The organism is Microbacterium sp. SORGH_AS_0888, from assembly GCF_030818905.1.
In the GTDB taxonomy this organism is placed as follows: Bacteria; Actinomycetota; Actinomycetes; order Actinomycetales; family Microbacteriaceae; genus Microbacterium.
Map to the genome: position 1 here is coordinate 3048273 of NZ_JAUTAZ010000001.1, position 19580 is coordinate 3067852.

Consider the following 19580-nt stretch of genomic DNA (forward strand, 5'->3'; position numbering starts at 1 on the left):
ATGAAGTGAACAGAATGTCAGAATAATAAGCGAAGAAAAGATCTACGTTGAGCCAACGTCGCGACGCCGGGCCAGCACGATCCCGTCCTCGAGCACCGCGGGCTCGCCGTCCGGCCCCGTCGTCGTACGCTCGCGCACCTCCGAGAGCAGGATGTCCCACGAGGAGGCGTCCAGGGCGAGGGCGTGCAGCTCCTCCTCGGGCGTCGGGAGCGTCGGGTGGTGGTGCGCATGCGACCAGGGCGGCGGGGCGGCGTGAGAGACGATGAGGAGATGGCCTCCCGGGGCCACCCAGGTCGCGGCGCGGCGGAGGATGTCCTCCCGCGGCAGCTCGACGGTCGAGTGGAGGAAGCTCGCGGTCACGAGGTCGACGGTGTCCTCGGGCTCCCACGTGGACAGATCCGCGCTCTCGAACCGCGCGGGCACACCGCGCTCGCGAGCGGCCTCGGTCGCCCGCGCGACCGCGACGGACGAGATGTCGACGCCCCTCGCCGACCAGCCGTGCTCGGCGAGCCAGATCACGTCGGCGCCCTCGCCACATCCGAGGTCCAGGGAGGTGCGGCCGGCTCCCGGGCCGACGGTGCCCGCGATGTCGGCGACCGCGGCGTTCACACGGCCGGACCAGACGCGGTCGGCGGCGGAGTAGCGACCGTCCCAGTGCTCCGCCGGTGTCTGCGTCCGGGCCGCGTCGGCCGCGGCGACGGCGTGATCGAAGTCCTCGGCCGTGAGTGCGGCGTTGACCGCCGCTCCCGTCATCGCGCCGTCGCCCAGCGAGAGGGGCACGTTCGCGAACGGCAAGACGGCGTTGCCGCACGCCCAGAGCCGCGGATGGCTCGTGCGGTGCAGCGCATCGACCTCGAGCAGATCGTCCACGCGACGGGCGCCGAGCGCGTCTGCGAAGTCGTCGTGCGGTCGAGGGGTGCCGGCGGTGAAGAGCGCATCGATCGTGACGACCCCGCCGTCCGCGAGGTGCACCGTCGCCTCCTGCGTCACGGCGGACACGGAGCCGTCGACGATCGTGACCGATCGTGCCGCCAGGCGCGTGCGTGCTGCGCTGTCGATCGCGACGTCGTTCGTGAACACCGTCACGGAGTCGCTGAGCTGGCGTGCGAGCTCGGCCTGGTGAAGACCCATCGACGAGGTCAGCAGCACGCCCAGGCGCTGCTCGCGCACCTCCCAGCCGTGGCAGTAGGGGCAGTGCAGCACCGTCGTTCCCCACCGCTCGGCGAGTCCCGGAACGTCGGGCAGCACGTCCGCGATGCCGGACGCGACGACGACTGCGCGTGCGCGGTGCGTCGCGCCGCCGGCCGTGGTCAGCGTGATGTGCCGGCCTCCGGCAGTCGCGGCCGACACGCGGTCGTCGGCGAAGGCGACGCCGTAGCGCTCGGCATCGGCGCGCCCGCGCGCGGTGAGCTCTGCGGGCGGTGTGCCGTCGTAACCGACGAGCCCGTGCATGTGGGCCGCGAAGCGGTTGCGGGGCCTCCCGTCGTCGATCACGAGAACGCTCCGGCGGGAGCGGGCGAGCATCAGCGTGGCGCTGAGGCCCGCAGGCCCCGCGCCGACAACGATCACGTCGACATCCATGTGCCCACCGTGTCGCGTGCTCGGCAACATGGCAAACTCGTTTGCAGAATCAGCAAGGAGGGCCGTCGTGCTCGAACAGGTCGGGCCTCGTCTGCGCTCCGCGCGCACGGGCCGTGGATGGACGCTCGAGCAGCTCGCGGAGCGTGCCGGGATGTCGGCGAGCACACTGTCCCGGCTGGAGTCCGGCAAGCGTCAGGCGAGCCTCGAGCTGCTCGTTCCGCTCACGAGAGAGCTCGGCATCCGCATCGACGACCTGCTGCCGGAGCCGGAACGCGACCCGCGGGTGCGGCGGCCGGCGGTCTCGCGCGATGGAGTCCTCATCGCGCCGCTGACCGCGGACCAGTCGCCGGTGCAGACGTTCAAGATCACCTACCCGCCGCGAGGGACCGCCCCGGAGCCGCGCGTCCACGACGGCTACGAGTGGCTGTACGTGCTTTCGGGCCGACTGAGTCTGCGACTCGGAGCGCAGGAGCTCGTGCTCGGTCGCGGTGAGGCGGCCGAGTTCGACACCCGAACCCCGCACGCGATGTGGTCCGCCGGAAGCAGGCCGGCGGAGATCCTGTCGATCTTCAACGGCGACGGGGCGCGGATGCACGTGCGGGGCGCGAGCGGGGGGAGGATGGGAGAGTGACGTCGCCCGATCGCCCCACTCTCGCCGCCCGCCCCCTCGCCACGTCGTTCGCGACGGATGTGGTGCTCGTGGTGGTGTTCGCCGTGATCGGCCGCGCCAGCCACCGCGAGGATGTCTCGGTCGGAGGGGTGGCGCTGACGGCCTGGCCGTTCCTGGCGGGCCTCGTCGCCGGCTGGCTCGTCACCCGTGGCTGGCGCGCGCCGACCGCTCCCGTCCGCACCGGCATCGGCGTCTGGGGCGTGACGGTCGCCGGCGGAATGCTCCTGCGCGCGATCTCCGGTCAGGGCGTGCAGCTCGCGTTCGTCATCGTGGCCTCGATCGTGCTGCTGCTGTTCCTCGTGGGATGGCGCACGCTCGCCGCGCTCATCCGCCGGGGTGCGCGACGCGGCTGACGCGGGTTCAGGCTCCGCGCTTGCGGGGCGTCATGAACCACTCGACGAAGCGGCGGGCGCGACCGTCCTCGGCGAGGTGGACCTCCCACATGTTGAGGTAGGTCTGGTGCCCCGGATAGTCGACGCTGCCGGTGATGACGGCGATCTCGGGGCTCTCGACGAGCACGCGAAGATCGATCCGCGGCTCGCACGGCTCGTCGTCCCGGGCCCACATCTCCAGGATCGCGTCGATGCCGGTCACCGGTGCCGGGTCGTCGGGCCGGAACCAGTACTCTGCGTCGTCCGTGAAGACGGCTCGTACGTGTTTCGGCTTCTTCGTCGTCCACGCCCGCAGGTAGGCGTCGAGCCAGTCGCTCGCTCTCGTCATGCTCTCCTGTCTACCCGCACGGCGAGCTCCGGTCCACCTCACCGCGCCGGGGCGGCGTGCGGCGTAGCCTGATCGGGTGCCCGACGACGCCCCCTCCACCGCGCGGGCGCAGCTGGCCGCCCTGGTCGCCGCGGACGGCGCGGACCTGCGCGTCCTGAACCGGCTTCCCGTGGGCGACGATGCTCGACGCGCCGCCGTGTTGATCCTCTTCGGGGTTCTCGATGCGCGGCCGAGCGATCGAGCAGCCCAGGATGCCGCGGTCTCGGCCGATCTCGACGTGCTGCTGCTCGCGCGCGCCGAGACCCTGCGGTCCCACCCCGGACAGATCGCGTTCCCGGGCGGGCGGGCCGAGCCCGCCGACGCACACCCGGCGGCGACGGCGTTGCGCGAGGCTCGGGAGGAGACAGGACTCGACATCGAGGGCGTCGAAGTGCTCGGCACGCTCGGGGAGGTGCCGCTGGCTCGGTCGGGGCACCTGGTCACGCCGGTGATCGGCTGGTGGCGACGGCCCTCGCCGGTCGGTGTGGTGGATGTCGCCGAGTCGGCGGCGGTGTTCCGCATCCCCGTCGCCGATCTCCTCGACCCCGCCAACCGTGGCGTCACGGTGCTGCACGCCGGCGGTGCGCAGAGGCGCGGCCCCGCGTTCCGCCTGCGCGACGGCCGGGTGCTGTGGGGGTTCACGGCGGTGCTGCTCGACGCCATCTTCGACGCCCTCGGCTGGACCGAGCCCTGGGACCACAGCCGGGAGCTCCCGTTGCCGTCGTGATCGGAGCCCGCGCACCGGACGGGGTGCGCCGCGATGATAGGATCGACGATTGGAAGTGTGTCCGAGCGGCCTAAGGAGCATGGCTGGAATCCATGTAGGCGGGGTAACTCGTCTCGCAGGTTCAAATCCTGTCACTTCCGCCACGGAGAGTCCCGTCCGAACGAGAATTCGGGCGGGACTCTCGCGTTCGCGGTGCACGCGGCTCGGGAGTGAGCCGGGGCGCGTGACGCGAGGGTCTGCGCCGCGCGAGGAGAATGGTGTCGCCCCCATGACCGGACCGAGGAACGCGATGCCCGACTCCACCAAGCCCGCCGTTCTCTTCGTCTGCGTGCACAACGCCGGTCGCTCTCAGATGGCCGCGGGGTATCTCCGAGCGCTCGCCGGCGAGCGGATCGACGTCTACTCGGCGGGCAGCGAGCCCGGCGACACGGTCAACCCCGCGGCCGTCGCCGTCATGGCCGAAGACGGAATCGACCTCTCGCACGCGACACCGCAGATCCTCACGACGGACGCCGTGCGCCAGGCGGATGTCGTCATCACGATGGGATGCGGGGACGCCTGCCCGATCTTCCCCGGCAAACGATACGAAGACTGGCAGCTCACCGACCCCGCAGGCCAGGAGGTCGACGTCGTGCGCGAGATCCGTGACGACATCAAGGGGCGCGTGCAGCAGCTCATCGCCAGCCTCTCGTAGGAGGGCGCGGCCCTCCGGCGTCGCACCGAGCCCTCCTGCGGCCGCATCCCCCGTCGGCGTACAGCGCGATGACAGCTCAGCCGGCGAACGCCGTGCCCGGGCGCACCACGAGCGAGCGCGGCGCGAGTGTCGCGAGCGCCCGGCGTGCGGGCGTCGCCGCGGACAACAGTCCGCGCCGCACCGCGAGCGCGTCCCGCAACGGATCGGCGCGCTCCTCGTCGGCGGGCGCGTAGCCCGCCACCTCGATCGCCGCGACGAGCGCCGCGACGGCCTCCGGCGGTGCGCCCGCCGCCGTCAGCCGCGCGCCGAGGCCGCGCGGGGTGTCGCTCGAGCGCACCGGGATCCACAGATCGATCGCGGTCTCCTGCACGAGCAGCCAGGATGCGGCGGCCCCGCCGCGTCGGATCCGCCGCCGCCGGCGCAGCGCGGCGATCGTGCCCGGCACCGCGAGCAGGATCACGATCGCGAGGAGCACGATGCCCGTCACCGACCAGCCCCGTGAAGTCGGCGTCCCGACCGGGGCGTCGGGGAGCTCCTCCGCAGGCTGGGTCGCCGAGGCGGAGGGAGCGGCGGGCGCGCTCGCCGTCGGCACAGGAGCCGTCGTCGGAGCGGACGTCGGCGCGTCGCTCGCGGAGCCGCTGCCTGAGAACACCGGCGGCGTGCCGAGGCTGTTGGTCGGCTCGAACCCGATCCAGCCGATGCCCTCGAAGTAGACCTCCGGCCAGGCGTGCAGCAGGTCGCTCGTGACCGCATAGACCGGGTTGCCGTCGACGACGCGGCCGGTCGCAGTGCCGGGCAGATAGCCCACGACGATGCGCGTCGGCATCCCGAGCTCCCGAGCCATGAGCGTGAACGCCGACGCGAAGTGCACGCAGTAGCCCGCGCGGACGCGGAGGAAGTCCGCGACCGCCTGCACGCCCGAGCCGTCGAACCCGTCCGCCACCGGAGCGTCGAGGGAGTAGCGGAACTCGCTCGAGCGGAACCAGCTCTGCAGCGCCGCCGCCCGGTCGTAGGCGGTCGTCGCGCCCGCCGTCACCTGATCCGCGAGCTGCGACACGATCTCCGGAGTGTCGGCCGGCACCGCCGTGTAGGCGGGATCGACTCCGGCGGCCGCGGCGCCGCGGATCTGCTCGAGGGTCGGGCGCGGCACCGTGCTGCTCACCGCGTACGACTGATCCGAGGAGTCCGCATCGATCGCGACGACCGTGCGGTTCTCGCTCAGCACGCCCCAGGAGCCGGTGAGGCCCTCGACCGACGTGGCCGGGAACGTCACCGGCAGGTAGCGCGAACGCAAGCCATCGATGTCGATGTCGGTCTCGACATCCGTCGTCGCAATCCCCGGGTCGACGGGCACGGGTGCGAACCCGCCGCCGAGGTCACCGCGGTCGGGCTGCCAGTTCTCGCCCTCCAGGCGCGACAGGCTCGCCACCCGCAGGTACGGCGCCCCGCCGAGCGTCGAACGCACCTCGAGGACCTTCGACGGGTTGGGGCGCCGCAGGTCGTCGCCGAGCTGCAGCGAGGCGTCGATCCCGGTGCCGCCGCTCCCGCCGAGGCTCACACGGGCGACCGGCGCCGGCAGCAACGGCGTCACCACGAGCGCCGTGACGACCGCGACCGTCCCGATCGCCAGCGCACCGGCGCCGGCCGCGCTCCACAGACGCCGGTCCGCACCCGGACGCGAGCGGGCTTCGGTCCACACCAGAACGAGGATGCCGACACCCAGCAGCACGAAGCTCCACACGTCGCTGCGGCCGGGAACCGCCACCGCCGGCGCAGCCCAGACCGCGACGACCGCGACCGCGCCGAGCAACGGCAGCCGGGTCGTGATGACGACGTAGTCGAGCACGATCCCGAGCATCGCCGTCGCCGAGACGAGGAAGAACGCGACCTCCGGCGTGACCGGCAGCGGGGGCGTCTCGACCGTCATCTGCCCGAACGTCGCCGCCACGTCATCGGCCGCGCGCCGCAGGACACCCGGGTCCGGGAGGAACCCCAACCACGCGGTGTCGCGGAAGAACACGACCGTCGTCGCGAGGCCCCACACGACGATCTCGGCGATCGCCACGAACGGCGCCCGCCAGCGCAGCCACCGCGTTGCCAGACCGGTCGCCAGCGGCAGCGCGGCCATCGCCAGCGCACCGATCAGCCACGGCCCGGACTGGATCACCCGCAGCGACGGCAGGAGCGCGGCGAGCAGCGCGAGCTCGACCCCGAGCGCAGCGGCCCAGGGCACCCGGGGCGCGGCGTCGAGGCGCGCGTCGTCACGCGACACGAGGCGACACCCCCGCCACCGCGGCGGACCAGACCGCGGCGATCTCCGAGCCCGTGCGATCACGATCCGCGGCGCCCGGTCCCGCGAGCTGTGCCCACACCTCGTCGGGTGTGCCCGTGGCCGCCGTCACGGCCCCACCGCGCCAGCCCCGCGCGGCGCCCGCCACCGCGGGCTCGGCGCCGATCGCGAGGAGCACGGGCAGCGTGCTGTGGGCGGCCACCGCCGACAGTGCCGTCGCCTCCTCCTCCCGCAGGGCGCCGGTCACCAGCACGAGCGGTCCGGCGACATCGCCCGCGAAGCGCGCGGCGAGCGCGGCCAGCGGCGCACCGGCGTCGACGTGCAGCGCGGCAGCGGCCAGCAGCATCCTCTCGATCCCCGCCTCGTCGCCCGCCTCGATCGTCTCGCACAGCGGGTGCCCGGTCACGTCCGTCACCGCGACCTCGAAGCCGTCGTGCACGAGCCGCGCGGCCACCGACACGCACGCCGTCACCGCGACCTCGAAGCGCGGGTCGCCGCCGGGCGCGCTCGCGCCGGGGGAGAACCGCTCGCTGGAGAGGTCGAACACGACCGTCGCCTCCGGGGAGGTCTCGCGTTCCTCCTGCCGCACCATGAGCTCGTCGCGGTGTGCCGTCGCGCGCCAGTGGATGCGGCGCATGGAGTCGCCGGGCGCCCAGGGGCGCGCGACCAGATCGTCGTTGCCCTGGCCGTATCGGTGGGAAGGGGTCGGGTGGGCGCCGCCCGACCTCCCGGGCGGCGCCGGCGTCGGGGCGAGGCCGATCGGCGACGGCGTCACCGTGAGCCGTGTCTGCCCGCCGAGCTCGATCGTGCGGCGCGCGATCCCGAACGGGTCCGTGATGGTCACGGAGAGCGGGCCCATCAGGTGGACGCCGCGCTCGGTCGCGCGCAGCGCGTAGGTGCGTTCCGCCGTCCGCTCATCCGCGCGCCACCCCGAGCCCACGGCGGCCCAGGCGCCCGACGCCGTGCCCTCCAGACCGGCGGGCACGGCGTCCTGCCAGAGGCCCGCCGGCATCCCGGCCGCCGATCGCATCCGCATCCTCATCCGCACCGTGACCGTGTCGCCGACCGCGGGCAGTGCCGGAGCGACCGCGCGCGCGACGTCCGCTGCCCGGCGCACGGTCCACACCCACACCACCGACGCCGCGACGAGGGCGACCAGCAGCACGCCCAGCATCTGCAGCCCGACGAGCCCCACCTGGGCGGCCAGCGCGAAGCACGCGGCGGCCAGGAGCAGCGCTCCCGCGCCTCGGAGCGTCAGCGGGATCCGGCGCATCTCTCAGCCGCGCGGCTCGAGGGGCACCCGCATCGTGCCCACGATGCGTTCGAGCAGCGCCGTCACCTGCTCGCCGGGGTCGGTGCCGCGCCCGACCGCCGCGCGCGAGGGGATCAGCCGGTGCGCGAACACCGGCACCACCAGGCGGGCGACGTCGTCCGGGATCACGAAGGTCCTCCCGTCGAGCGCCGCCTGCACCTTGGCGGCGCGCACGAGCTGCAGCGTGGCACGGGGGCTCGCGCCGAGCCTCAGCTCGGGGTGGGTCCGGGTCGCCTGCGCGAGCGCGACGGCGTACTCCTCGACGGCGGGGGAGACGTGGATGCCGCGGGCCCATGCGATGAGCCCGCTCACCTCGGCCGCCGACACCACCGGGCGCAGATCGGCCAGCGGGTTCGCGGTCTCCCGCTGGCGCAGCATCAGGACCTCGGCGGCGGCATCCGGATACCCCATCGAGATGCGCATCATGAAGCGATCGCGCTGCGCCTCCGGCAGGGCATAGGTGCCCTCCATGTCGAGGGGGTTCTGGGTCGCGACGACGAGGAAGGGATCCGCGAGCCGGTAGGAGCGGCCATCGACCGTGACCTGCCGCTCCTCCATGGCCTCCAGCAGCGCCGACTGCGTCTTGGGGGAGGAGCGGTTGATCTCGTCGGCGATCACGATCTGCGCGAACACCGCGCCCGGCTTGAACTCGAACTCGCGCGCGACCGGGTCGAACACCGAGACGCCGGTGACGTCGCCGGGCAGCAGGTCGGGCGTGAACTGGATGCGGCGGACCGTGGCCGCCACGCTCGCCGCGAGCGCGCGGGCGAGCATGGTCTTGCCGACGCCGGGCACATCCTCGATGAGGAGGTGGCCCTCGGCGAGCAGGGCGATGAGGGCGGCCCTGACGGCATCCGGTTTTCCGTCGATGACGCGCTCCACCGACGCGCTGATGCGCCCGGTGACCTCGGCGAAGCGGGCGGGACCCACGTGCGAGCTGTCCGCGGGGGCGACGGCGTGCTCTGTCTCGGGCATCGGAACTCCTCCGCGTCGGGCCACTTCCAGCGATCGTAACCCGGGTCGGCACCCCCTCGGCCGGCTGGGCTAGACTGTTCACGGCTCTCCGCGTGGCGGCACCCAGGCCAACTCCCCCAGGACGGAAACGTAGCAAGGGTAACCAGGCTCTGTCGGGTGCGCGGAGGGTCTTTTCTTTTGCCCCGCACCTGCTTTCGAGGGTTCCTCCGCATTTGCTGAGAACATTCCCAGCACTCGGGGATGTCGGCGCACGGCGAGGATCCGGGCGGGGAACGGCGGGGATCCGGGCGGGGAAAGGTAGCTCGACGGCGAGACATGCGGAGCACCGTCCGCGAGGGCAGCGCCTAGGCTGGTCGGGTGGCGCAGAGCATCCTGATCACCTCGGCCGAGGGCCATTCGGGCAAGTCCACCATCGCGCTCGGTGTGCTCGAGGCGCTGAGCCATGCCGTCGCACGTGTGGGGGTGTTCCGACCGATCGCCCGCTCCACCGAGGAGCCGGACTACGTGCTCGAGATGCTGCTCGGCCATGACGGCGTGCAGCTCTCCTACGACGACTGCGTCGGCGTCACCTACGACGACGTGCACGCCGACCCCGACGCGGCGCTCGCCCGCATCGTCGAGCGGTTCAAGGCCGTCGAGGCGCAGTGCGACGCCGTCGTGATCCTCGGCAGCGACTACACGGATGTCGGCAACCCGGCCGAGTTCGCGTACAACGCCCGCATCGCCGCGAACCTCGGCGCGCCCGTGCTGCTCGTCCTCGGCGGTCGAGGGCTCCCGGGGGAGGGGGAGACGCTCGGCACGAGCGACCCCCGCACCCCCGACGAGGTCGCGCAGGTCGCGGCGCTCACCCTGGCCGAGCTCAAGAGCGCACGCGCGGAGCTGTTCGCGGTCGTCGCCAACCGCGTCGAGGTCGACCGCCTCGACACGACGGTCACCGCCGTCCGCGCCGTCGTCGGCGACGGCGTGCGGGTCTGGGCGCTGCCCGAGGATCGGTTCCTGGTCGCCCCCTCCGTGCGCGGCGTCATCCGTTCCGTCGGCGGAACGCTCATCAAGGGCGACCCGGAGCTGACCACCCGTGAGGTGCTGGGCGTCGTCGTCGCGGGGATGTCGATGGTCAACGTCCTCCCGCGCCTGACCGAGAGCGCGGTCGTGGTGATCCCCGCCGACCGCACGGAGGTGCTGCTGGCGGCCCTGCTGGCGAACGCCTCCGGCACGTTCCCCTCGCTCGCGGCCATCGTGCTCAACGGCCCGTTCCCGCTGCCGGAGGCGATCGACCGGCTCATCGACGGGCTGGGGTCGAGCCTGCCGATCATCACGACCGAGCGCGGCACCTACGACACCGCCGTGCGGATCATGCACGCGCGCGGACGTCTGGCCGCCGACTCGCAGCGCCGCTACGACACCGCGCTGGCGCTCTTCGAGCAGCACATCGACGGTGCGGAGCTCACCCGGCTGCTCGGGCTGGCACGGCCCACCGTCGTCACGCCGCTCATGTTCGAGTACGGCCTCATCGAGCGGGCACGCGCCGACCGCAAGCACATCGTGCTGCCCGAGGGCGAGGACGACCGCATCCTCCGCGCTGCCGCGACCGTGCTCGCCCGTGGCATCGCCGACCTCACGATCCTCGGGGAGGAGATCGAGGTCAGGGCGCGTGCGATCGAGCTCGGGATCGACATCCGCGACGCCCAGGTCGTGAGCCCCTTCGATGCGATCCTCGGCACCCGCTTCGCGGAGGAGTATGCACGGCTGCGTGCGCACAAGGGCGTCTCGCTGCAGCAGGCGGCCGACACGATCACCGACTCCTCCTACTTCGGCACGATGATGGTGCACAGCGGCCTGGCCGACGGCATGGTCTCGGGGGCCGCGCACACGACGGCGCACACCATCCGGCCCGCGTTCGAGATCATCAAGACCCGGCCGGACGTCTCCGTCGTCTCGAGCGTGTTCCTCATGGCGCTCGCCGACCGCGTGCTGGTCTACGGCGACTGCGCCGTGATCCCCGACCCGAGCGCCGAGCAGCTGGCCGACATCGCGATCTCGTCGGCGGCGACGGCGGCGCAGTTCGGCATCGAGCCCCGCGTCGCGATGCTCTCCTACTCCACCGGCGAGTCGGGTTCGGGCGCGGATGTCGAGAAGGTGCGCGAGGCGACGGCTTTCGTGCGCGAGCGCGCGCCCGAGCTGCCGGTCGAGGGGCCGATCCAGTACGACGCGGCCGCCGACGCGGCCGTCGCGTCCAAGAAGATGCCGGGCTCGCAGGTCGCGGGGCGTGCGACGGTGTTCGTGTTCCCCGACCTCAACACCGGCAACAACACGTACAAGGCGGTCCAGCGGTCGGCCGGCGCGGTCGCGATCGGACCCGTGCTGCAGGGGCTCAACAAGCCCATCAACGACCTCTCGCGCGGCGCGCTGGTCGACGACATCGTCAACACGATCGCGATCACCGCCATCCAGGCGCAGGGAGAGTGACCCCGCCCATGACCACCATGTCCCACTTTCCCCCTATGCATGTCCCACTTCTGACCGCTCAGCGGGGTGCTGAGCGGTCAGAAGTGGGACATGGTGGGGAGGGGTGTGCGGATGTGGGATGCGGTGGGGAGAGAGTGAGCCGATGAGCGTCGTCCTGGTCGTCAACAGCGGGTCGTCATCATTCAAGTACCAGCTGATCGACATGGCCCAGGAGGCCGTGCTCGCCACCGGACTGGTCGAACGCATCGGCCAGTCGGACGGGCGTGCGCGCCACACCGTGACCGCCGCCGCGTTCGGCGAGGGGGATGCGGCGGCCCCGACGGTCCTCGACGCCACGACCGAGCGCGAGCTGCCGATCCCCGATCACACGGCCGGCTTCGCCGTCATGCTCGAGGCGTTCGCCGAGAACGGCCCGTCGCTCGCCGAACGGCCGCCGGTCGCGGTCGGGCACCGCGTCGTGCACGGCGGCGCGCGCTTCTTCGAGCCGACGCTCATCACGCCGCTCGTCGAGATCAACATCGACGACCTCTCGATGCTCGCGCCGCTGCACAACCCCGGCGCCGTACAGGGGATCCGGGCGGCACGGGCGGCGTTCGGCGACATCCCCCACGTCGCGGTCTTCGACACGGCGTTCCACCAGACCATGCCGCCGGAGGCCTTCACCTACGCGATCGATCGCGAGCTCGCCGACCGCTACCGGCTGCGCAAGTACGGCTTCCACGGAACCTCGCACAAGTTCGTGAGCGAGGCCGCGGCGGCCTTCCTCGGCCGTCCGCTCGACGAGCTCCGGCAGATCGTGTTCCACCTCGGCAACGGAGCCTCGGTCACGGCGGTCGACCGCGGCCGCTCGGTCGACACCTCGATGGGCTTCACCCCCCTCGAAGGCCTGGTGATGGGCACGCGCTCGGGCGATCTCGACCCGGCGGTGCTGCTCCAGCTCGCCCGGCGTGCGCGCATGACGACGGACGAGCTCGACGACCTGCTCAACAAGCGCTCCGGCCTGGTCGGGCTCGCGGGCGCGTCCGACATGCGCGACATCCTCGCCCGTGTCGAGCAGGGCGACGACGCGGCCGTGCTCGCCTTCGACGTCTACATCCATCGCCTGCGCGCCTACGCGGGCGCCTACCTCGCCCAGCTCGGCGGGGCCGACGTCATCAGCTTCACGGCCGGCGTCGGGGAGAACGTGCCGGTCGTGCGCGCACAGGCGGTCGCCACCCTCGGCTACGCCGGCGTGCGGATCGACCCCGTCCGAAACGCGGCCCGGGGCCGCGGCATCCGGGTCGTCTCCGCCGACGACTCCCCGGTGACGGTGCTCGTGGTCCCGACGAACGAGGAGCTCGAGATCGCCCGGCAGACCCTCCAGGTCGCCGGCTGACCGGCCTGGGCCGCCGCCACGACACCCGCCAGTAACCTGCCGCCACTACGCTGGCGGGACCGACCAGGAGGCTCCGTGACCCTGCCCGATCTCACCTCGTTCGACGCCGTGCTCTTCGACCTCGACGGCGTGCTCACCCCGACCGCCGAGGTGCACATGCACGCCTGGCAGCAGATGTTCACCGAGCTGTTCACGGCCTGGGGCGTCGAGCCGCCGTACACGGAGGCCGACTACTTCGAGCACCTGGACGGGAAGAAGCGCTACGACGGGGTCGCCGGGCTGCTGCGCAGCCGCGACGTCGAGGTGCCCTGGGGGAGCCCCGACGACGACCCGGCCGAGAACACCGTGTGCGGCATCGGCAACCGCAAGAACGAGGTGTTCGCCCGCATCCTGCGTGCCGAGGGCATCGCGCCCTACCCCGGCTCGTTGCGCCTCGTCGACCGGCTGCGGGCCGCCGGCGTGCCGGTGGCGGTCGTCTCCAGCTCCAAGAACGCCGAGGAGGTGCTGGCCGCGGCCGGCATCCGCGACCGTTTCCCCGTCGTCATGGACGGCGTCGTCGCCGAGCGCGACCACCTGGCCTCCAAGCCCGCTCCCGACGTGTTCGTCGAGGCGGCACGGATGCTGGGTGTCGAGCCCGCACGCAGCGCCGCCGTCGAGGACGCCCTCAGCGGCGTGCGCTCGGCCGTCGCCGGCGGCTTCGGGCTCGTCGTCGGCGTCGACCGCGGTGTCGGCGAGCGGGCGCTGACCGCCGCCGGCGCGGATGTGGTCGTCGACGACCTCGCCGCATTCGTAGACTGAGCCGTCGGCCGCGCGACCCGAGCGGCCCGTCCGTCCGTTACACCCGAGGCAGAAGGCACGCCCATGATGGATCGCGACCGCTTCCCCGTCGACCCGTGGCGACTGGTCGAGCGCTCGTTCTCGCTCGAGGACACGGGGGTCACGGAGACCCTCTTCTCCGTCGGGAACGGCTATCTCGGACTCCGCGGCAACCACCCCGAGGGGAGGTTCGGACATGAGCAGGGCACGTTCATCAACGGCTTCCACGAGACCTTCCCCATCCGTCACGCCGAGCAGGCATACGGCTTCGCCGAGGTCGGGCAGACGATCCTGAACGTGCCCGACGCGAAGGTCATGCGCGTCTACGTCGACGACGAGCCGCTCTCGTTCGACGTCGCCGACGTCCTGGAGTACGAGCGTGTGCTCGACATGCGCGAGGGCGTGCTCACCCGTCATCTGGTGTGGTGCACGCCCGCCGGGAAGCGCGTGCGGGTCGAGTACCGCCGCATGGTGTCGTTCGAGGAGAAGCACCTCTCCGTCATGAGCATCGAGGTCACGGTGCTGAACGCCGACGCCGCGGTCACGATCGACTGCCAGCTCGTGAACCGCCAGGACGGCGAGGACGTGTACGGCGGCAGCGGCGTCTCGAAGAAGGCCGGCTTCGACCCGCGCAAGGCCGAGCGCCTCGCCGATCGCGTGCTGCTGCCGCTGGAGTACTGGCAGAGCGGCACCCGCTCGGTGCTGAGCTACCGGGTCGCGCAGTCCGGCATGACGATCGCGGTCGCCGCCGACCACCTCATCGAGACCGAGAACGAGTTCACCGAGCGCGCCGTGGTCGAGCCCGACATCGCGAAGCAGGCCTTCCGCGTCGAGGCCCGCGCGGGAGTTCCCGTCACCGTGACCAAGCTCGCGAGCTACCACACGTCCCGCGGCGTGCCGGCGGGCGAGCTGGTCGACCGCTGCCGCCGCACGCTCGACCGCGCCGAGGAGACCGGGGTCGACGAGCTGTTCGCCCGGCAGCGGGCCTGGCTCGACGCGTTCTGGGACCGCTCCGACGTGCGCATCGGCGGTCGCGACGACCTGCAGCAGGCGACCCGGTGGTGCCTGTTCCAGCTCGCGCAGGCCGCCGCGCGCGCCGACGGCCAGGGCGTGCCCGCCAAGGGCGTCTCGGGCTCGGGCTACAGCGGCCACTACTTCTGGGACACCGAGATCTACGTCCTGCCCTTCCTCGCGTACACGACGCCGCAGTGGGCGCGCAACGCGCTGCGGATGCGGGTGCTCATGCTGCCCGCGGCCCGACGGCGCGCGTTCCAGCTCAACGAGGCGGGCGCGCTGTTCCCGTGGCGCACGATCAACGGCGAGGAGGCCTCCGCCTACTACGCGGCGGGCACCGCGCAGTACCACATCAACGCCGACGTCAGCTTCGCCCTCGCGAAGTACGTGCGCGCGACGGGGGACGTCGAGTTCCTCTATCGCGAGGCGGCGGACATCGCGGTCGAGACGGCGCGGCTCTGGGCGACGCTGGGCTTCTGGCGCGAGGAGATCGACGGCGAGGACACCTTCCACATCCATGGTGTGACCGGTCCCGACGAGTACACGACGGTCGTCAACGACAACCTGTTCACGAACGTCATGGCGCGGTTCAACCTGCGATTCGCGGCCCGCACGATCCGCGAGATGCAGATGGACTCGCCCGAGGACTACCGGCGGCTGGTGGACCGGCTCAAGCTGGAGCCGGAGGAGGCCGACGAGTGGGAGCGCGCCGCCGAGGCGATGTACATCCCGTTCAGCCCGGCGCTCGGCATCCACCCGCAGGACGCGGTCTTCCTCGAGCGCGAGATCTGGGACCTCGAGAACACGCCGGACGATCAGCGCCCGCTGCTGCTGCACTTCCACCCGCTCGTGATCTACCGCTACCAGGTGCTCAAGCAGGCGGATGTCGTGCTGGCGCTGTTCCTGCAGGGCAACCACTTCACGGCAGAGGAGAAGCTGGCCGACTTCGAGTACTACGACCCGCTGACCACGGGTGACTCGACCCTGTCGGGCGTGGTCCAGTCCATCCTGGCCGCCGAGGTCGGCTACCAGGAGCTCGCCCTGGAGTACTTCCTCGACGGCATCTTCGTCGACCTCGCCGACCTGCACCACAACGCCGCGGACGGCGTTCACGTCGCGTCGGCGGGAGGGGTGTGGACCTCGCTCGTGTGCGGCTTCGGCGGCATGCGCGACCACTTCGGGTCGCTCACCTTCGACCCGCGGCTCCCCGCGGGCTGGCCGGAGCTGGCCTACACCCTCGCCTGGCACGGCACGCTCCTGCGGATCACGCTGCGCCGCGACGAGATGATCGTGCGGGCGGAGGACGGCGCACCCGTGTCCTTCCGCGTGCGCGGCTCGGAGTACACGGTGGGCGAGGGCGGCGAGGTCGTCGTGCCGCTCGCGACGCAGGGCCCGGTCCGTCCGGGTCGCCCGACGCTGCGCATGTTCGCCGATGCGCGTCGTGAGGACGGCACGCTGCTGTCGGCCTCCGTGCCCACGCTCACGACCTCGCTGCCCGTCGTGACGGGCACGGTCCAGGTCGCGGGGGACGCGGAGGCCCCCCTCGACGCCTGAGCGCGCGGCGGGGGCTCCGCGCGGGGCGGGACCGACGGCGGGCGCGATGTCGGCCGTCACGCGTAGGCTGTCTCCGTGACCGCAGCCCTCTACCGCCGCTACCGCCCCGAGGCGTTCGGCGAGATGATCGGCCAGTCGCAGGTGACCGATCCCCTCATGACGGCGCTGCGCGCCGACCGCATCGGGCACGCCTACCTGTTCTCGGGCCCTCGCGGCTGCGGCAAGACCACCTCGGCGCGCATCCTCGCCCGCTGCCTCAACTGCGCGGCGGGCCCGACCGACACCCCCTGCGGCGTGTGCGACAGCTGTGTCGAGCTGGGGCGCGGCGGCGGCGGGTCGCTCGACGTCGTCGAGATCGACGCGGCGAGCCACAACGGCGTCGACGATGCGCGAGACCTCCGTGAGCGGGCGATCTTCGCGCCGGCGCGCGATCGGTTCAAGATCTTCATCCTCGACGAGGCGCACATGGTCACCCCGCAGGGGTTCAATGCGCTGCTGAAGCTCGTCGAGGAGCCCCCCGAGCACGTCAAGTTCATCTTCGCCACGACCGAGCCCGAGAAGGTCATCGGCACCATCCGCTCGCGCACGCACCACTACCCGTTCCGGCTCGTGCCGCCGGCCGCGATGCTCGAGTACGTGCAGCAGCTGTGCGAGCAGGAGGGCGTGCAGGTCGAGGCGGGCGTGCTGCCGCTCGTCGTCCGCGCCGGCGGCGGGTCCCCGCGCGACACCCTCTCGCTGCTCGACCAGCTCATCGCGGGCTCCGAGGGGCCGTTGGTCGCCTACGAGCGGGCGGTCGCGCTCCTCGGCTACACGCACGGCGAGCTGCTCGACGCGATCGTCGACGCCCTGGGCGACCGGGATGCGGCGGCCGCCTTCGCGGCCATCGACCGGGTCGTGCAGACGGGCCAGGATCCGCGTCGCTTCATCGAAGACCTGCTGGAACGGCTCCGCGATCTGATCGTGGTCGCCGCGACGGGTGACGGAGCGTCCGCCGTGCTGCGCGGCATCCCCGTCGACGAGCTTGGCCGGATGTCGCGGCAGGCGGGCGTGTTCGGCGCCGACCGACTCTCGCGCACGGCCGACATCGTCGTCGCGGCCCTCGACGAGATGACCGGTGCCACCTCGCCGCGGCTGCAGCTCGAGCTCATGGTCGCGCGCGTGCTCGCCCACACCGCAGAGGCTCCCGCGGTCGCGCCGGCGCCGCCCGCCGCGTCGAGCACGCCGCGAGCCGACGGCCCCGCCGCGCCGGCAGCCCCCGCCGCCACATCCTCGGTCGCCGCGCCCTCGCCCCCCGTCGCCGCGCCCTCGCCCGCCGCCCCGGCCGCGGCTCCGCCGGCCGCGGCGCCGCCCGTCGAGGTGCCGGCGGGGCCCGTGACCCTTCAGCGGCTGCGAGACTCCTGGACCGAGGTGATGGCCCGGCTCGAGCAGCTCAGCCGCACGTCCTGGCTCATCGCGGTCAACGCGCGCGCCACCGCACTCGAGGGCGACGTCCTGACCCTCGCCTTCCCGACGGCAGCCGACGTCGCGGCCTTCAAGCGCCGTGCCGCGGGCCAGGGCCCGAGCGAAGACCTCCGGCAGGCGATCCAGTCGGTGCTCGGCATCCGCGTCAAGTACATCGCCCGGCACGACGCCGACGACGCGCCCGGCGGAGGCGGCAGCGCCGTCCCGCCGTCGTCGGGGCCCGCGCCGAGCGCTCCTGCGGCTCCGGTTGCGCCCCCATCCGGCTCCGGCGCGCCCGCCGCGCCCGCCGCACCGCGCCCGTCCGCTCCTGCGCCGTCGGCTCCGGTCGCCTCGGCGCCCGTCACGGAGTGGGCCGTCGCCGCCATCCCGACGACCTCGTCGGACGAGCCCGGACCCGCCGCCGCCCTCGCACAGCTCGCCGTCGACGACGAGCCCGAGGAGGCGGCATCCGCGACCGCGCGCGTCGCGACGCTCTCGCCGCCGCGGGAGGGCGAGGTGCTGCCGCCGGCCGAGGTCGTTCCCGCCTCCGATGACGACGACGAGAGCGAGCAGCTCGACGTCGTCGATCCGCCGCAGGCGCCCCCGGTCGTGCCGCAGCCCGTCCGCAGCGCCCCCGGCGCGCCGCAGCGCTACGGCGAGGCGGTCGTGCGGCAGATGCTCGGCGCGCGCTTCGTCCGTGAGGAGCCCTACGAGCCGAAGGCGACCTTCCACTGATGTACGACGGCATCGTCCAAGAGCTCATCGACGAATTCGGCCGGCTCCCGGGCATCGGACCCAAGTCGGCGCAGCGCATCACGTTCCACATCCTGCAGACGCCGAACTTCGACGTGTCGCGGCTCGCGCACCTCCTCGGAGACGTGCGCGACAAGGTGCGTTTCTGCGAGGTGTGCGGCAACGTCTCCGAGCAGGACCGCTGCGCCATCTGCCGCGATCCCCGTCGCGACCCGACCCTCATCTGCGTCGTCGAGGACGCCAAGGACGTCGCCGCGATCGAGCGCACGCGAGAGTTCCGCGGGCTGTACCACGTGCTGGGCGGCGCGATCAGCCCGATCGCCGGCATCGGACCCGACGATCTGCGCATCGCCCAGCTCATGCAGCGGCTCGCCGACGGCACGGTCGTCGAGGTCATCCTCGCGACCAACCCGAACCTCGAGGGCGAGGCCACGTCCACCTACCTCAGCCGGCTGCTCACGACCCTGTCGATCAAGGTCACCCGCCTCGCCTCCGGGCTCCCGGTGGGCGGCGATCTGGAGTACGCCGACGAGGTCACGCTGGGACGCGCCTTCGAGGGACGTCGCACGGTCTGACCCTCGGGGTCAGCGCAGCACCTCGACGAGGACCACCCAGGACACCATGAGCGCGGCGGCGATCGCGGCCAGCGCCCCGATCGCGAAGACGACGAGACCGAACGGCGCGCCCGCGAGCAGCAGCACCCCGCCGACCAGGTAGACCAGCGGCGGAGCGAACGCGAGAGCGGCCTTGACCGGCCGCGCCCGGTTCTCCGGATGACGGCTCTGATACACCCGCACCGTGGTCGAGGCGGCGAAGGCGGCGCCGATGAGAGCCAGCGTTGCGCCGACGGCCCCGTAGACGACGGGCGTCAGGTCGGGGATGAGGCCCACCGTGCACACCGAGATCGCCAGGACGAGCCCGGTGATCGCGCTCGCGAGGCGCGAGGTGAGGGCGGTCTCCTTGACGATCTGGGTGATGTTGATCGTCGCCGCCACGATCACCAGACCCGCCAGCGCCGCCGTCGCGCCGAGCATCGCGACGTTGAAGTCGCTCCACTTCTCGATCACGTCCACGGGGCGATGCTATCGCCGCGCTGCATCCGTATGGCGGGCGAGGCATACGGTCGCGCATAAGATGGACGGTTGGATGCGGCA

Annotated in this window: 16 protein-coding genes, 1 tRNA gene and 1 other RNA gene; 12 read left to right on the top strand and 6 right to left on the bottom strand. The window is 72.5% G+C overall.

The features are described from left to right. Positions 1-42: 42 nt before the first annotated feature. Positions 43-1581 (bottom strand): bifunctional NAD(P)/FAD-dependent oxidoreductase/class I SAM-dependent methyltransferase, encoded by a 1539-nt coding sequence (locus tag QE381_RS14835; protein ID WP_307219384.1) that lies wholly within the window; start codon positions 1579-1581, stop codon positions 43-45. Between the two features lie 28 nt (positions 1582-1609). On the opposite strand from QE381_RS14835, the gene QE381_RS14840 reads away from it, so the two are divergent. After that, positions 1610-2212, top strand: coding sequence for a helix-turn-helix domain-containing protein (locus QE381_RS14840; RefSeq protein WP_307219386.1), 603 nt, complete (start codon positions 1610-1612; stop codon positions 2210-2212). Beyond that, the gene (locus QE381_RS14845) at positions 2209-2604 is read left to right on the top strand and encodes a DUF3054 domain-containing protein (RefSeq protein ID WP_307219388.1); all 396 of its coding nucleotides are present in this window, start codon (positions 2209-2211) and stop codon (positions 2602-2604) included. Before QE381_RS14840 ends, QE381_RS14845 begins: the two co-directional genes overlap by 4 nt. A gap of 7 nt (positions 2605-2611) precedes the next feature. Here the strand turns inward: QE381_RS14845 and QE381_RS14850 are convergent, their stop codons facing one another. After that, positions 2612-2971, bottom strand: a complete 360-nt coding sequence (locus QE381_RS14850; RefSeq protein WP_307219390.1) for a nuclear transport factor 2 family protein — start codon at positions 2969-2971, stop codon at positions 2612-2614. Between the two features lie 76 nt (positions 2972-3047). On the opposite strand from QE381_RS14850, the gene QE381_RS14855 reads away from it, so the two are divergent. The 3 genes from QE381_RS14855 (at position 3048) to QE381_RS14865 (ending at position 4431) form a co-directional block, all read left to right on the top strand. Then, a complete protein-coding gene (locus tag QE381_RS14855) occupies positions 3048-3737 on the top strand; it encodes a CoA pyrophosphatase (RefSeq protein ID WP_307219391.1) in 690 nt (229 codons plus the stop codon). Positions 3738-3788: 51 nt separating this feature from the next. After that, positions 3789-3880: transfer RNA gene (locus QE381_RS14860), tRNA-Ser, on the top strand. 146 nt (positions 3881-4026) lie between these two features. Further along, positions 4027-4431 (top strand): arsenate reductase ArsC, encoded by a 405-nt coding sequence (locus QE381_RS14865; protein ID WP_307219393.1) that lies wholly within the window; start codon positions 4027-4029, stop codon positions 4429-4431. A 76-nt stretch (positions 4432-4507) separates the two neighbouring features. Here the strand turns inward: QE381_RS14865 and QE381_RS14870 are convergent, their stop codons facing one another. Genes QE381_RS14870 through QE381_RS14880 form a run of 3 tightly spaced genes read right to left on the bottom strand, consistent with a single transcriptional unit; the run spans position 4508 to position 9008 of the window. Further along, positions 4508-6703 carry a DUF3488 and transglutaminase-like domain-containing protein gene (locus QE381_RS14870; protein WP_307219395.1) on the bottom strand — a complete coding sequence of 732 codons (2196 nt, stop codon included), beginning with the start codon at positions 6701-6703 and terminating at the stop codon, positions 4508-4510. Continuing rightward, positions 6693-7994, bottom strand: a complete 1302-nt coding sequence (locus QE381_RS14875) for a DUF58 domain-containing protein (protein WP_307219397.1) — start codon at positions 7992-7994, stop codon at positions 6693-6695. The genes QE381_RS14870 and QE381_RS14875 overlap by 11 nt, the downstream gene beginning before the upstream one ends. Before the next feature lie 3 nt (positions 7995-7997). Further along, positions 7998-9008, bottom strand: a complete 1011-nt coding sequence (locus QE381_RS14880) for a MoxR family ATPase (RefSeq protein ID WP_307219399.1) — start codon at positions 9006-9008, stop codon at positions 7998-8000. 79 nt (positions 9009-9087) lie between these two features. On the opposite strand from QE381_RS14880, the gene ffs reads away from it, so the two are divergent. The 7 genes from ffs (at position 9088) to recR (ending at position 19001) form a co-directional block, all read left to right on the top strand. Continuing rightward, positions 9088-9184, top strand: an RNA gene (ffs, locus tag QE381_RS14885) — signal recognition particle sRNA small type. A 181-nt stretch (positions 9185-9365) separates the two neighbouring features. Next, on the top strand, positions 9366-11474 hold the full coding sequence (pta, locus tag QE381_RS14890) for a phosphate acetyltransferase (RefSeq protein WP_307219401.1): 2109 nt from the start codon (positions 9366-9368) through the stop codon (positions 11472-11474). A gap of 142 nt (positions 11475-11616) precedes the next feature. After that, positions 11617-12849: an acetate/propionate family kinase gene (locus tag QE381_RS14895; protein WP_307219403.1), complete on the top strand. Its 1233-nt coding sequence runs from the start codon at positions 11617-11619 to the stop codon at positions 12847-12849. Between the two features lie 75 nt (positions 12850-12924). Beyond that, a complete protein-coding gene (locus QE381_RS14900) occupies positions 12925-13647 on the top strand; it encodes an HAD family phosphatase (protein ID WP_307219405.1) in 723 nt (240 codons plus the stop codon). A gap of 63 nt (positions 13648-13710) precedes the next feature. Next, positions 13711-16233: a glycoside hydrolase family 65 protein gene (locus QE381_RS14905; protein WP_307219408.1), complete on the top strand. Its 2523-nt coding sequence runs from the start codon at positions 13711-13713 to the stop codon at positions 16231-16233. 75 nt (positions 16234-16308) lie between these two features. Next, positions 16309-18408 carry a DNA polymerase III subunit gamma and tau gene (locus tag QE381_RS14910; RefSeq protein ID WP_307219410.1) on the top strand — a complete coding sequence of 700 codons (2100 nt, stop codon included), beginning with the start codon at positions 16309-16311 and terminating at the stop codon, positions 18406-18408. Beyond that, positions 18408-19001 carry a recombination mediator RecR gene (gene recR / locus QE381_RS14915; protein WP_307219411.1) on the top strand — a complete coding sequence of 198 codons (594 nt, stop codon included), beginning with the start codon at positions 18408-18410 and terminating at the stop codon, positions 18999-19001. Before QE381_RS14910 ends, recR begins: the two co-directional genes overlap by 1 nt. Positions 19002-19010: 9 nt before the next feature. On the opposite strand, the gene QE381_RS14920 is transcribed toward recR, so the two are convergent. After that, on the bottom strand, positions 19011-19499 hold the full coding sequence (locus QE381_RS14920) for a hypothetical protein (RefSeq protein WP_307219413.1): 489 nt from the start codon (positions 19497-19499) through the stop codon (positions 19011-19013). Positions 19500-19580 lie beyond the last annotated feature (81 nt).

Coding starts and splice junctions, on each gene's coding strand:
- QE381_RS14880 (WP_307219399.1), bottom strand. CDS start 9,008: ATGCCCGAGACAGAGCACGCCGTCGCCCCCGCGGACAGCTCGCACGTG.
- QE381_RS14905 (WP_307219408.1), top strand. CDS start 13,711: ATGATGGATCGCGACCGCTTCCCCGTCGACCCGTGGCGACTGGTCGAG.
- recR (WP_307219411.1), top strand. CDS start 18,408: ATGTACGACGGCATCGTCCAAGAGCTCATCGACGAATTCGGCCGGCTC.
- QE381_RS14895 (WP_307219403.1), top strand. CDS start 11,617: ATGAGCGTCGTCCTGGTCGTCAACAGCGGGTCGTCATCATTCAAGTAC.
- QE381_RS14875 (WP_307219397.1), bottom strand. CDS start 7,994: ATGCGCCGGATCCCGCTGACGCTCCGAGGCGCGGGAGCGCTGCTCCTG.
- QE381_RS14865 (WP_307219393.1), top strand. CDS start 4,027: ATGCCCGACTCCACCAAGCCCGCCGTTCTCTTCGTCTGCGTGCACAAC.
- QE381_RS14835 (WP_307219384.1), bottom strand. CDS start 1,581: ATGGATGTCGACGTGATCGTTGTCGGCGCGGGGCCTGCGGGCCTCAGC.
- QE381_RS14850 (WP_307219390.1), bottom strand. CDS start 2,971: ATGACGAGAGCGAGCGACTGGCTCGACGCCTACCTGCGGGCGTGGACG.
- QE381_RS14840 (WP_307219386.1), top strand. CDS start 1,610: ATGGCAAACTCGTTTGCAGAATCAGCAAGGAGGGCCGTCGTGCTCGAA.